The 13,789-nt window shown below is 36.8% G+C and carries 14 protein-coding genes; 4 read left to right on the top strand and 10 right to left on the bottom strand.

Translation table 11 applies throughout. The features are described 5' to 3' along the window. Positions 1–182: 182 nt before the first annotated feature. The gene (locus R1T16_RS04245) at positions 183–1,133 is read left to right on the top strand and encodes an L-threonine 3-dehydrogenase (RefSeq protein ID WP_317500046.1); all 951 of its coding nucleotides are present in this window, start codon (positions 183–185) and stop codon (positions 1,131–1,133) included. 102 nt (positions 1,134–1,235) lie between these two features. Here the strand turns inward: R1T16_RS04245 and R1T16_RS04240 are convergent, their stop codons facing one another. Continuing rightward, a complete protein-coding gene (locus R1T16_RS04240; protein WP_317499831.1) occupies positions 1,236–1,760 on the bottom strand; it encodes a nuclear transport factor 2 family protein in 525 nt (174 codons plus the stop codon). An 81-nt stretch (positions 1,761–1,841) separates the two neighbouring features. Then, entirely contained in the window at positions 1,842–3,191 is a 1,350-nt protein-coding gene (locus R1T16_RS04235; protein ID WP_317499830.1) for an ammonium transporter, read from the bottom strand. Between the two features lie 468 nt (positions 3,192–3,659). On the opposite strand from R1T16_RS04235, the gene R1T16_RS04230 reads away from it, so the two are divergent. After that, positions 3,660–3,899, top strand: a complete 240-nt coding sequence (locus R1T16_RS04230; RefSeq protein ID WP_317499829.1) for a hypothetical protein — start codon at positions 3,660–3,662, stop codon at positions 3,897–3,899. Here the strand turns inward: R1T16_RS04230 and R1T16_RS04225 are convergent. From R1T16_RS04225 to R1T16_RS04195, 7 genes are all read right to left on the bottom strand, one after another. Continuing rightward, the gene (locus R1T16_RS04225) at positions 3,880–4,335 is read right to left on the bottom strand and encodes a very short patch repair endonuclease (protein ID WP_317499828.1); all 456 of its coding nucleotides are present in this window, start codon (positions 4,333–4,335) and stop codon (positions 3,880–3,882) included. The two genes, R1T16_RS04230 and R1T16_RS04225, sit on opposite strands and share 20 nt — an antisense overlap. After that, the gene (locus tag R1T16_RS04220; RefSeq protein WP_317499827.1) at positions 4,335–5,999 is read right to left on the bottom strand and encodes a hypothetical protein; all 1,665 of its coding nucleotides are present in this window, start codon (positions 5,997–5,999) and stop codon (positions 4,335–4,337) included. The genes R1T16_RS04225 and R1T16_RS04220 overlap by 1 nt, the downstream gene beginning before the upstream one ends. After that, positions 5,996–7,960, bottom strand: coding sequence for an McrB family protein (locus R1T16_RS04215; protein ID WP_317499826.1), 1,965 nt, complete (start codon positions 7,958–7,960; stop codon positions 5,996–5,998). The genes R1T16_RS04220 and R1T16_RS04215 overlap by 4 nt, the downstream gene beginning before the upstream one ends. Continuing rightward, positions 7,960–9,222 (bottom strand): DNA cytosine methyltransferase, encoded by a 1,263-nt coding sequence (locus R1T16_RS04210; RefSeq protein ID WP_317499825.1) that lies wholly within the window; start codon positions 9,220–9,222, stop codon positions 7,960–7,962. The genes R1T16_RS04215 and R1T16_RS04210 overlap by 1 nt, the downstream gene beginning before the upstream one ends. Further along, complete coding sequence (locus R1T16_RS04205; protein WP_317499824.1) at positions 9,219–9,440, bottom strand: helix-turn-helix transcriptional regulator; 222 nt, start codon at positions 9,438–9,440, stop codon at positions 9,219–9,221. The genes R1T16_RS04210 and R1T16_RS04205 overlap by 4 nt, the downstream gene beginning before the upstream one ends. A gap of 169 nt (positions 9,441–9,609) precedes the next feature. Continuing rightward, positions 9,610–10,050 carry a hypothetical protein gene (locus R1T16_RS04200; protein ID WP_317499823.1) on the bottom strand — a complete coding sequence of 147 codons (441 nt, stop codon included), beginning with the start codon at positions 10,048–10,050 and terminating at the stop codon, positions 9,610–9,612. Between the two features lie 185 nt (positions 10,051–10,235). Further along, positions 10,236–10,706, bottom strand: a complete 471-nt coding sequence (locus tag R1T16_RS04195) for a hypothetical protein (RefSeq protein WP_317499822.1) — start codon at positions 10,704–10,706, stop codon at positions 10,236–10,238. A 145-nt stretch (positions 10,707–10,851) separates the two neighbouring features. Between R1T16_RS04195 and R1T16_RS04190 the strand changes: the two genes are divergently transcribed. Continuing rightward, the gene (locus R1T16_RS04190; protein ID WP_317499821.1) at positions 10,852–11,067 is read left to right on the top strand and encodes a hypothetical protein; all 216 of its coding nucleotides are present in this window, start codon (positions 10,852–10,854) and stop codon (positions 11,065–11,067) included. A gap of 7 nt (positions 11,068–11,074) precedes the next feature. Here R1T16_RS04190 and R1T16_RS04185 read toward each other — a convergent pair whose 3' ends face one another. After that, positions 11,075–12,565, bottom strand: a complete 1,491-nt coding sequence (locus R1T16_RS04185) for a tetratricopeptide repeat protein (RefSeq protein WP_317499820.1) — start codon at positions 12,563–12,565, stop codon at positions 11,075–11,077. Positions 12,566–12,728: 163 nt separating this feature from the next. On the opposite strand from R1T16_RS04185, the gene R1T16_RS04180 reads away from it, so the two are divergent. Then, complete coding sequence (locus tag R1T16_RS04180; RefSeq protein WP_317499819.1) at positions 12,729–13,775, top strand: ligase-associated DNA damage response exonuclease; 1,047 nt, start codon at positions 12,729–12,731, stop codon at positions 13,773–13,775. Positions 13,776–13,789 lie beyond the last annotated feature (14 nt).

Raw genomic sequence — 13,789 nt, 5'->3', positions numbered from 1 at the left:
TTAATAGTGGATAATCACAGTGTTGTTAACTATCATAAAGAACGAATAAATGATTATTTTTTCAGGATAATGCACCGGGACTGCCTTTAAAATCACAATCTTCCAAAAAAATGTTACAACAGGCGGTAAACAGAGTGAAAATGATAATCTTAAAGCATTATATTTGTGCCGTTAAAACAACAATTATGGCAAAGATTTTAATCATAGGCGCATGTGGCCAGATAGGTACCGAGCTTACCAAAAAACTTAGGGATGTATACGGAAAAGATGCAGTAATAGCATCCGATATACGAAAAGGCGATGCTGAATTTGTGGCTTCGGGCCCATTTGAGGTAATAAATGCCCTTGATTTTAACCAGATAGAAACTGTAATTGAACAAAATGGGGTAGAAGAGGTTTACCTTATGGCTGCCCTGCTTTCGGCAACTGCCGAAAAGAATCCGGCCTTTGCATGGGACTTAAACATGAACTCACTTTTCCACGTGCTTAACCTCGCTAAAGCCGGCAAAATCAAAAAAATATTCTGGCCGTCTAGTATTGCTGTTTTTGGCCCTACAACGCCTAAACAAAACACGCCTCAGTATACGGTTATGGAACCGTCTACCGTGTACGGCATCTCTAAACAATCTGGTGAAAGATGGGCAGAGTACTATCATAACATTTACGGTGTAGATATTAGAAGCATACGTTACCCCGGCCTTATAAGCTGGTCTACGCTTCCTGGTGGCGGTACTACAGATTATGCTGTAGATATTTACCACAAAGCGTTAAGCGACGGAAAATATACCTGTTTCCTAAGCGAAGAAACACGTTTGCCAATGATGTACATGGATGATGCCATCCGCGCAACTATCGAGATTATGCAGGCACCTGCTGAAAATATTAAGATACGTTCATCGTACAATCTCTCTGCAATGGACTTTACACCAACAGAGATCGCTGAAGCGATTAAAAAAGAAATCCCAGATTTTACCATAGATTATGCACCGGACTTCCGCCAAAAAATTGCCGACAGCTGGCCGCAAAGCATAGACGACAGCAGCGCAAGGGAAGACTGGGGCTGGAAACATAATTTTGACCTGACTTCTATGACGGCTGATATGTTGGAACATTTAAGTGCAAAAGCAGAGTAAGTTTAAAGTTTCGTTATCTCAAACTTTATAAAGAAAAAAAACCGCAGATGGTTCAATTCATTTGCGGTTTTTTTTAATGGTTACAATTTCGTGGCTTTAAAATTATTTTTTCCCCCTTAGCTTTTCCAGTAAAGGATCTTCATATTTAGCCTTAACAGGTATGATGTCATCTATGGCTTCGTTAGGAAAAGTCATAGACAATACATATTGTTTTATCTTCCATTCTTTTCCTGTTTTTTCTAAGACTCCTGATCCCTGGCAGGCTTTCATGTGGGTATCCAGTAGCTCATTGAACCAAGCCGTTTTGCCGTCTTTGCTAAAGAATATATTACGCTGCAGGGCTTTAAAATCCCATGTTTTACCCTTTTCAAAATATGGTTTTGAGAAAGCTTCAAATTCTTTCTTGGTCCAGTTTTCGGTAGCGTCTGTACCAATGTAAATTCCGTCTTCAGCAATTTTGCCAAAGTAACCGTTATAATCTGCTTTTGCGGCAGCGGTATGCCAGCTGTCTAAAAACGTATTGATAGTTTTGGTTTCATCGGCTGTATCTACTAGGGTAGGTTTTGTAAATAGATACGTGCTTATAGATAAGGATAGCAGTGTGCAGATAAATGCAAATTTTTTCATAATTGGTTTTTTGTATAGGCTAAAATAAAAAAGAAGAGGCTTAATAACATGATTAACGCTCTTCTTTTTACAATTTATTTTTTATCCCAGCATCTCGTCGTGCTGCGACAAGTCCAGTCCAAGCTGTTCTGCTTCTTCAGATACTCGAAGCGGAATAAACCAGTTGGTAACTTTATAGAGCAGCATAGCTCCAAAGAAAGAGAAGGCTGCAACAAGTACCATTGCGATCATGTGGTGGCCAAAGATATTCCACCCGCCGTGCATAAGGCTTGCGTTCTCACCTTCTGCAAAGATGGCTGTTAATATCATCCCCATAATACCGCCCACACCGTGGCAGGCAAATACGTCCAAGGTATCGTCTATTCGTTTAAGAGGTTTCCAATTTACCATCATATTAGATACTATAGCCGCGGCAAACCCAAAGAAAATGCTCTTAGGTACAGATACAAACCCTGCAGCGGGAGTAATAGCAACTAATCCAACTACCGCGCCAATACAAGCGCCAAGAGCTGACACTTTTCGTCCGTTAAGACGGTCAAAGAACGCCCAGGTTAGCATTGCCGAAGCAGATGCAATAGTTGTCGTAGCAAATGCCATTGCCGCAGTATGGTTTGCCGCAAGAGCAGATCCTGCATTAAACCCAAACCATCCAAACCAAAGCATTCCTGTTCCTAATAGTACAAACGGAATGTTAGTAGGTATGTATTCAAGGTTTTTACGTTTCCCAAGGGATAACACACCTGCAATTGCTGCGAAACCGGCACTCATGTGCACTACAGTACCTCCGGCAAAATCTTTCACGCCAAAGTAGCTGCCAAGCAATCCGTTAGGGTGCCAAACCATGTGGCATAGCGGCGCATATATAAATATGGAGAACAAACAGATGAATAGCAGGAACGATATGAACCTTATACGTTCTGCCAATGCACCTGTTATTATTGCAGGAGTTATTATGGCAAACTTCATCTGGAACAGGGCAAATAATATAAAAGGTATGGTCGTAGCCAGTTTTTTGTGGGGATGCTCATCTACAAAATCGAAAAAGGCAAAATCAGATGGATTGCCAATGAGTCCGTAATGAGTTCCGGCTATATCAATACCCAGCGGGCTGCCAAACGACAGGCTAAAACCTATTACTACCCAAAGCAGGCTTATTACACCAAGGCATATAAAGCTCTTAAGCATGGTTGAGATAACGTTCTTTTTGCCAACCATTCCTCCGTAAAAGAAGGCAAGACCTGGTGTCATAAGCAAAACAAGGCATGATGCAGTAAGGAGCCATGCAACGTCTGCGGGCACGATGGCGTCGGTTGAATTAAATTGTACAGAATTTGCATTTACTGTAGCATGGTCCCAAAAAAGACCGGTTATTGCTACTGAAGCAGTAATTAAAAACGCAGCTATCCAGCGTTTTTCTATTTTCTTTTCCATTATACCCTATAATTTATGGGGGTAAAATTATAAAATATATCTTTTGGTTTTATGTTTCACGCAAGTTTTAGGGGATTAATAATATTGAACAGGATTTTTATTCAAAATTTTCCGTTTTGTGCAAAGCTCCATTTATGAAATCATTTTAAAATTTTTACTCTTTTTTTATTCTTGGTCTAAATAACTGAATGTTAAAATATTGTGCAGGCATATAATACTATATCACAATTTACATCGTTATCGTAAAGTAGGAAAAGGATTTCTAATGTGGTTTTCCGTAAAATTTTGGCAGAGTAATTGCTAAACTGAAGCAGTCGGTGAAATGTAAGAAACATTCGACAACTGACTGTGTCAGAGCGAATTAATGTTGAAAAAAAGATAGATTTTATAGTACATATTGTTTTGGTTTTTCTTAACATTGTACCATCCAATCAGTAATAATAAAAACAACCAATACCATCCAATCACATGAACACGCTTCAACACACAGTCGAGGACTTTAAGCTCTTCGAAGCCATTGCGGACATCGCTTTTATTGCAGGACAAAAAGGATTTTTCTCTGGTGATTCAAGAACCGATATTGCCGAATTTATTACCTGGGCTAAGGAATTTGAGGACATGCACGAGGAAACAAACTGGGATGAGGTAGATTACCAGGAAGCTATAGATGCTTTTACAGGTAACAAACTCAGGATTGACCTTCAGTAAGCGAAGACGCGCTTAAACTTTCAGCGGCTGCCTTGTCTATTACCTCTTTGATGATGACAACGCAGCCGTTTATGTTTTTCTTTACCTCGTTGCTCCAGAAACGTATTACTGTCCAGCCGTTAGAGATTAGGTATTCGTTTACTTCTTTATCGCGTTCTATATTGCGGGAAATTTTCTTCTCCCAAAATTCAGGATTAGTAGCCGGTTTCTTTTTGGTTTCAAAATCTTTGCCGTGAAAGAACTCGCTATCTACAAAAACAGCTACTTTATCTTTTTTGAATGTAAAATCGGGCTTACCAAAAACGGTCTTGTTGTTTTTGCGATATCTTAGACCCTCATGCCACAGTGCCTTGCCTAAAGCAACTTCTGCTTTTGTGGCTGTACTTTTAATAGCAGCCATGTTTTTAGAGCGTTGTTCAGGGTTGTGGACATCCATTAGCTTAGTATTTTTGGTTCAAAACCTGCTCTTAAAGATTCTAGCTTATAATCTATATGTTCTGCAAGGAGCAAGGTCGTGTCATTAATGGTTATGCATTTACCATTTAAAGCTCTAAAATTATCACTTATAAAGCTATTAAGATCCCTCTTTGAAAATTCTTTTTCATATAGCTTAAAAGGACATTCAAGAGATGAATTAAAAAAGCTAACAAATTCATTTCTGAATTTATCCTTGGTACTGGCTCTAAATTGTTTAATAACGAAATGATTGACGCTGGTATAGGCCTTTAAAACATATAGAAAATTAATTCTGTAATGTATTACAAATAAACTATCTCTGTCAAATAACCTGTCTTCAAAATGATATGAATGTTGAGGGGTGCCAGTAGATTTCAACAAAGGCTCATCAAAGTTTTTCATGTCATCGATAAACCCATAAATAAAGAAATTTGGGGATATATTATAGCCTTCTGTAATACTGTCCCTATATCTTACATTCTCATAAGATTTACTTCTGTTTAATAGATCAATATTAAATTGAATTACATTTTTCGCATAAGTAAACTGTTTATATATAGAAAGTCGGCCAGCCTGATGTGTAGGTTTATAATACTTTGAATCACCAATATAGAAAATATTTGTATTATCTATAAGAGACTTGTAATCATATATATGATCGATAATTTTACCATCCGCATTGTGTTTTAGTTTGTCTAATGTAATATCGTCGACGGTTTTATCATTATAAATGTCTGTTGAGAAAATCTTATCAATCATGTCTTCAAACACTATATTATAATTCCTGGCAGAAATGAATTCTTCTCTTTTTTTTAGTTTGCTGCTTTTATCAGTTTTGCTGAAATAAAGTTCGCATAGCTTATACATTCTTTTTAATGTGTCTGAAAAATATCGATGCTTAATTTTTCTTAGTTGAGATAAGCCTTTATCTTCGAGTTTTTTGAATTTAGGTCCTGTTAGTGTTTTATAACTTTTATCAATGACAATAGGTAAATTGTGCTCCTTTTTAAAATGATTTAGGATTGAAAAATAGTAACACAATAATTCTTCCTCATCATTGATAGTTTTGCTTTTATTCTTTATGTGTAGATATATAGGAACATTGTTAGAAAGAATAGGGATGCTTTTTCTTATTGTTTTATCCCATTTGGATCTACTAGCTATATTAGAAGTATATTCTATATGATGATAAAGAATGGTGTTTTTATTTTTTTTATAAAAGTTGATAAAGCTTAGTAGCAAATCCATGTATGAATACTCTGAAACCCCTAAATTCGTGTTTAATTCAAACGTCTCAGAATTTTCTATAATTCCTGAATTTTTATACCTTGATCTGAATTCAGCCAAGCTATTATAGAAATAAACAAGCAATTGTCTTGTCCAAAGATTTTCTCCTGAATGTTTAAAAGACCTGTTCATATCTTTTCTGAACAATTCCTCCGGAGTACAACCTAGAATCATTCCATCAGACCCCAAAAATACTTTTGGAAGCATATATATTAAAGTGTTGTTCACAAAAGAGTGATAGTAACCAACACTGTTTACAGTTCCGGATAAACCGTCCTGTGTATAAAACTTAGGGTCATCAAAAACCTCTTTAAGTTCTTCAATATTGTATTTGCTACCTTCTAATAAAACTCTCATGCCTGTTCCTCTTCTGCGTCTATAATGGAAACCTCTAAATCATCAAGCAAGTTCTTAACTCTTTCAATTCCCAATGTAGATACTGGAAAAAAATCTTCGTATGTAACAATTTCATTACCAGATTTAAAGATTGAATCTTCCTCATCTTTGAAAACATCAATCCATAAATAAAACATAGCTTTATTAACAAACTCTTCCAGAGTAATTATATTCTCAGAAGGTTTTATAAAATAATTACCCAAACATTTATCAAGACCTAAATTAGGATTCAATTTAATTATCTGATTAACTTTCTTTATAAAATCAATCCATTTAAAACGTTTATCCGGCCCTAGTTCTACTTGAAAATTATATGAAGGATTAGCGACTCCATTTGCACTCTCTTCATAATTAACTGGCACATACTCCCAAGACCATCTTCTTTTAAATGCACTATCCATTGGGAAAAGTGACTGATCAGATGTATTCATAGAAGCGAGAAGATGTAAATTTGATGGTAACCTCATTTTATCTCCCTCAATACCCTTTACTGCATCCCCAGTTAATTGTTGTTTTAAGTAGTCGAGTAAATCTTTTGAAGGGCTAATGTTATAATTACTATTTCTGTCAAGTAATTGAAACAAATCTCCAAATATTTCTGCGCAGTTCCCTCTGTTTATTTCTTCAATAACTAAATAATAATCTTTACCTGGATTTTGCCATGCCTTTATATAAATATTGGTAAATATCTGAGGTATAAATCTATAAGTTATCACATATTCATCTCCCTTTTTCTCAGAATATGGGCGATAGCCTCCTACAAAAGATGAGTAATCATATTCTGGATGAAATGTCACTCTTTCTTTTTGATCTTGAGGGACATCTTCTATAATTTTTTCAATTTTATGAGATTTGCCGGTTCCTGGTGCGCCATAAAAAATTTGTTGGATAATCTTTTTTTGATTCGAAGAAGACTTTGACAAATTGTCTTCGAAGTATTTAAAAATGTAAAATTCATTTTCAAAGTTTATATTAAACTCAGGATAGAGTCTACTTAAAAGAAATGTAAGTGAATTTAGATCTAATCGACTATTCGTTCTATTTGTCCATTCAGTTGAAAAATAATAATATTCATTATTTAACATGAATAATGGCTCTTCGAAATACCTTATCCTGTCATCATTAAATTTTAAATCCTTTTTATCTAAAGGAGAAGTAGAAGTTTTAAATATACTTGTTAGAGATTTATCTTCAAATTTAATCGAGCTATAAGATGGATCTTCATTTCTCGCAATGTAATTTTTTAATCTTTCTAATTTATCATATTGATATAAAAAAAGAAAAACATTCTTAGTAAAAGTTTTTATATGTTTGTCTTTTAATATATAAGGCGTATTTCGTAGGAATCTTTTTTCTAAGTAATCATATATGTCCTTGTTACTTGCAAGTTTATAAATAAATTTTCCAAGGATTGTTGAGCTAGCATTAGGAATATTTATAGGTTTAAGAATGATTGATCCATAAAAATCCGTAATCCCTCTAATATTATAGTTGCCTCGAGTTCCGTTAACAATTGATTTAGCTTCGAGATTAAAACTTTTATCTGTAAATATTTTAGGGCCTATAGTCTTGCTATATTCGTCTATATCCAAATTAGAGTAATCCAAACTACTGTTTAAAATTGCTTCTCCAATAAAATTTTGCGAATTTCCATTTTTTGCAGTTTCAAATACATCAAGATATTCTTTGACGAACACAGCTAACGGTTTTATAGATATTGAATACAATATGTACTGACTTGGTAGTATTGCATGATTTTTATCGATTTGAATCTGTATAGAATGTCTATTGACAAATTTTACGCCTTCGATTGTTTTAAGAAATTGAATATCCTGATGATTAAATTCAATTTCTGGCCAATAATCTATGTCATTAAATTTTAAGGCAAGTTTTTCCGCTAATTCTCTGAAATCTGTCAGCATTATAAAAGTTGTTTTTTGATTTCGTTAAAAATTGTTCTAATTACAGGTATTGAAACACTATTTCCAAATTGTTTATATGCCTGTACATTTGATTTGTGAATAACAAATTTTTCGTCATACCCTTGTAAATTAGCAGCCTCTCTAGGAGTAAGTTTACGGGGATTTCCATCTTTTTGAACTATAAGAATCTCACTTCCGTCTTTATAATATCTTGCAGAGATAGTATTTGTATATTGTGAATTTTCATCAAAAAGCGAGAAGCCAAAACCATTTCCTTTTTCAAGATGCTCCTTTTTTCTTCTGATATGGCCTGCATATAATTTATCTGATATAGTGTATTTACTATCGGTGTTTATTTCCAGTATATCACCAACCTTTGTGCTCTTTACATTTGATAGTTTTTCTTTGTCAAATATTGCTTTATCATGACTATCCAGACCAAGAGGGAAAGTAAAATTTCTATTTTCGGTTTTAAGATATGCTACTATAAAGATTCTTTCTCTGTTTTGTGGGACGCCGAAATTTTTGGAGCTTAAAACTTCATATTTCATCTCATAACCCAGATCATCTAAAACTTTGTCTATAGTTTTTAAAGTTCTGCCTTTGTCATGATTTTTCAATCCTTTCACATTTTCAAGAAATACCACCTTTACTGGGGTTCCGTTTTGAATATTTCTATCAAGTATGTCAGCTACATCAAAAAACAATGTGCCGCGAGTGTCTTCAAATCCTTTTCTTAATCCGGCATTTGAAAATGGTTGACAAGGAAATCCACCGCATAGCACATCAAAACCAAATGGAATGTTTCTTTTTGTTTCTTCTTTAGTAATATCTCCAAATGGTATTTTTCCAAAATTTGCAAAATATGTAGCTTTAGCATGTATATCCCATTCAGATGAAAATACACATTCTCCGAGATTATCTTGCCCTGCAATTCTAAATCCACCAATTCCTGCAAATAAATCTATAAATTGAAATTCGGGATTTTGAGGAGCAGGAAAAGGAACATCATTTTGGTAGTTAAATAAAAGATATTGTAACGCTTCTTCTGCAACCAAATGTGGGATTTCGTCTTTTTGCGTATACTCTAAAACTGTTTTCACATATTCAATTGCATCATCTCTGAAAATTTCGGAATAATGATTGTCTATTGAATGAAGATAATGAGTATATGCTGCAGGAGCGTTGTTTTCAGGCTCAATCAATTTTATATTAAACAATTCTCCGTTAATCTCTTCGATACTGATTGTTTCCTTTATCATCGCTTAAAAATCTTATCATTAAAAAAAGTTGCAATATCAATATCAAATGCGGTTGTGATTTTCTCAATTATTTCAATTGAAACATTTCGTTGGCCTTTTTCTATGTCAGAAATATAATTTCTGTCAACATTCGAAATATTAGCCAGATACTCTATGGAAAAACCTTTTTCTTCCCTTAGAGATTTGACTTTTAAACCAAATTTTTCCTTGAAATTCATAACCTTTAAAATTATAGCTGTGCGGACAATTGGCCCGCTTACAATTGGCCTCGTATTAATAACTTTCGATAAGTTTTTTTCTGTAAGTTTTGTACTCCTTTAAAAAGAAAAAGGCAGCACTGAAATAGTACTGCCCACAAAAAAACCAGCCTCTCAGCTGGTTTTTCTATTAATGTCTTCCGTGGTGGCCTTTGTTACCTTTATGACCATGATGTCCGTGGTGACGGTCATGGTGTCGATAATGATTAACAGGTCTTTGGTAAACTACCCTTCTTGCAGGTCGGTAGTGCGTGTAAGGCGTTGGGCCGTAATAGTTGTTAACGATTACTTTTTGTCCGCGGTACAGGTCATAATTCCTGTAGGCTGCCGGCAGGTGTGGGCGTCGTGCCCATCGGCCGTTGTCAATATATATGTAATTTCTTGTGCTAACGTCGTAGTAAGTTTCAATCTCAGGCAGGTAATAATAACGAACCTCTGTATGAACCGGTGGAGGAGGTGCCCATGCCGGCGGCGAACCGATATTTACATTAAGTCCTACCGAAACCTGCGCCTGTATGCTGCCAAAAGCCATAAGCGTTATAGCGATCAGCAATGTTTTGATTGTTTTCATGATTTTGTCGATTTAGATTATTAGTTGAAACGCTAAATCCAACATCTGTGCCAATACTTTTTCGTTAAGAAATTTTTAGCATATCAAAAGTATCATGGGGTGTGCTATTTAATTGTAAATCAAACTACTATAATATGTAATTTTTTTATGCATGCATAAAAAAACCGGCTTCAAACCGGTTGATTTTATTTATGTTTACCCTTTCCGTGGCCATGGCCATGGCCTTTTCCTTTTCCGCCGCCATGTTTATCTCCTGACATCTTTTTAGCCTGCCCTGGAGGTACGCCAACGGTTTTTTGGTATTTGCCCTTGTATCCTTTTGGATACTTTACTTTGTAGGTAGTATAAGTTGCATAAGGCTCACGTCCGTGGTAATCGGTCATGACTACTTTATATCCATTATAAAAGTTATAGCTTTTGTAAGGTGTAGGCACTGTTACGGTTCTTACCCATCTTCCGTTGGTCAGGTAAATGTATTCACTCGTAGAAACATCGTAGTACGTTTCAATGTCGGGCAGATAATAATATTGTGTCTCATAGCCCGAAGGTCCCCATGCAGGAGGATTTCCTATGTTTACATTTACGGACACCTGTGCATTTGTACCCGCTGCCGCAATAAATATAATTGCGATCAGTACTGATTTTATTGTTTTCATATACTAAGGATTTATTGTTACTATAAAATTAAAGCCAACTGCTGTGCCAATATAATTCTGTTAAGAAATTTTTAGCATTTGCCCGTCAATATAAAACCCTAAATAATTGCTAACTTTACAATATACACCAATAAATTCAGGCATTATGGAATCAAAGAAAGAACTTACCGAAAAGATACTTAAGATTACGATCCTGATACAGGAAAAATATCCTGAACTATCAAAATATTTAAGTGAGGTTCAGGAAACACTTCCAACATTTGAACATCCTGAAGTAGATGCCGCAGCATTATCTAAATACTACGAAACCCTGGATGAAATGCTTAAGGACTACCTCTTAGAGCACCCTGAATTAGAATAATAGTAGCTTATCTGGTTATTTCGGAAAGGAAATCTTCAACAGATGGATACTTTTCTGTCGGCAGCCGTTTTTTAAGCCTCATTTTGCATACCCTCACGCTTTGTGGGGAAATGCCTAATATATTTGCCATGTCTTTACCGTTAAGGTCAAGGCGCATAAGTGCAAGCAGGCGCGTCTCGGCTTCGGTCAGTTGGATGCCGCTGTCTTTTATACGGGTAAAAAAAGTGGGATAGATGGCCTTAAAGCGGAGTTTGAAGTTCTCCCAGTTATCATCGGTCAGTATTTTTTGTTCTAACAGATCGGCGATTTCGTCTTCACTTACATCAGCAGGCACGGTATCCGGAACTGTATGATCCTGAAGTGCATTTATAATGGCATTTTTCCCAGAAAGGTCTATCATATACGTTCGCAATTCTTCTTCCCGTATCTCTAATATCCGTTTTGAGTTGAATAGTTCCGATTCCAGCTGGCGTTTCCTGAAGTTCATTTTAGAAAAATAGCTGTAAAGTATAAGCGTTCCTATAAGCAGGAAGGCGAGTATGCCAAAAGTAGTCATTATCAATTGGGTTTTGGCAATCTCTTTCTCGTTCTGAAGGTTTTCTATACGCAGGTTTTTTGCTTCTATACTTAGTTCTGCCAAATTCCTTGAAAGGCTTTCGCTTTGATTAGCTTCCATTATTTCCCTGTCGGTCTCATAATGCTTTTTGTAATAAAACAATGCAGAATCAGGCTTGCCTAAATTTTCGTAAGCAATGGAAACTTCAAGATAGGCTTCGCTTATGCGGACTTTGCTTTTTGATGCAAGACTAAGATTAAGGCTTTTGTTGGCAGCATTAAAAGCCTCCTTATTATTGCCTTTCGCCGAATAGGTTGTTGAAATATTTTGCCATGCGGTGGCTTGGCCCACTATAAAATTAGCTTTTTTACATTCGCCTAACGACAGCTGATAATACGTTAGCGCCTTGTCGTACTGCTTGGTATGGCGGTAAAATTGTCCCTGGTTGTTATAAGCAATAGCGAGGTCTTTAGGGTTGTTCAGTTCTCTGAATAATGCAATGGCCTTATTGTTGTGATCAAAGGCCTTATCAAATTCTTCAGATTGCTTGTATAAAAGAGCCCTGTTGGTGTGAGTAAGTCCTAAAAGGCGTTTAAGGTTAAGCCTTTCGGCTATTTCTGCCGACTGGCTGTAATATTCCATGGCCTGCTTGTTATGGCGCAGGCTCCAGTTGACGAGTCCCATGTTATTAAGCAGATTCGCCATCTGCTCTTCATCCTTTAATTTTTGGTATTTTTTATATGCGGTGGAAAAGTATTCGAGTGCCTTCTGGTAGTTGCCGGTTTCCCATTCTTTACCGCCCAGGGTGGTAAGGCTGTCAGGTGGTATCGGCAGGTTTGCCACGCTCTCAGGCTTACCGTCCCGTTGGCACGAGCAGAGGCACAAAAGCAATACTAAAATTGCAATCTGTAAGACATTCTTTATTGATTTTTTCAGGTGCATATAGAATCCAAATATAGATACAAACACCCTTAAAAGTGCAGTTTTTGCCTCTATTTTCTACAAAATTTCACCTAAAACGTATTAGTAAACGTTAAACTTGCCTCAATTCGTTTTTATAATCATAGGGGTGTTTGTAACTTTATTAGTCTCCAAAAATAACCCTATGAAACAACCCCTGCTGGCCTTTAATGATAAGGGCATATACTGCGCCCAGGCAAATGTGTATCTGGATCCCTGGCGTCCGGTAGATAACGCCATTATCACCCATGGGCACAGCGATCACTCCCGCTGGGGACACAAGCAGTACATTACCCATCATATGAATGTGCCTATAATCAGGCACCGCCTTGGAGAAATCAATGTAACGGGAAAAGACTGGGGCGAAACGTTTACGATAAACAGCGTGAAATTCTCCTTTCATCCTGCCGGCCATATCATTGGCAGTGCACAGGTACGGGTGGAATACAAAGGTGAGGTTTGGGTATTTACCGGTGACTACAAAACCGAAGATGACGGAATTTCTACTCCGTATGAAGTGGTAAAATGCCATACGTTTATTACGGAGAACACCTTTGGGCTTCCGGCTTTTAAATGGACACCGCAGGCGGAGGTCATGACTGATGTAAACAACTGGTGGGCGCAAAACAGGGCAGAGGGTAAAACCTCTATACTTTTTGGCTATACACTGGGTAAAGCCCAAAGACTCCTGAAATATCTTGATACTGATATTGGTAAAATATACACCCATGGGGCTGTAGAGAATATGACTGCCGTATTGCGCACCATGGTTGATTTCCCACCTACAACCCTTGTAACACGCGAGACAAAAAAAGAAGATTTACTGGGCAGTATTGTTTTAGCGCCGCCAAGTGCTCACGGCAGTACATGGATACGCAAAATGACGCCGTTTGTAACAGGGTCGGCAAGTGGCTGGATGGCTTTTCGGGGTGCACGCCGACGCAGGGCCATTGACAAAGGTTTTGTACTGAGCGACCATTGCGACTGGCAGGGACTGCTGGAAAGCATTAAAGCTACTGGCGCAGAGAAGATAATATGCACCCACGGGTATAGCGATATATTTTCTACTTACCTGCGGGAGCAGGGCTATGACGCCCGTACTGAACAAACGCAGTATGAAGGCGACGAAGGCGAAACAGAAACCAGGACACCGGCAGAAATTGCCGAAGAAGAAAGAGGAGGTGAAGTATGAAACCGATAGGTTAT

This window comes from Flavobacterium sp. DG1-102-2 (assembly GCF_033042555.1).
Taxonomy (GTDB): domain Bacteria; phylum Bacteroidota; class Bacteroidia; order Flavobacteriales; family Flavobacteriaceae; genus Flavobacterium.
This window is presented reverse-complemented; position numbering and strand designations above follow the sequence as displayed.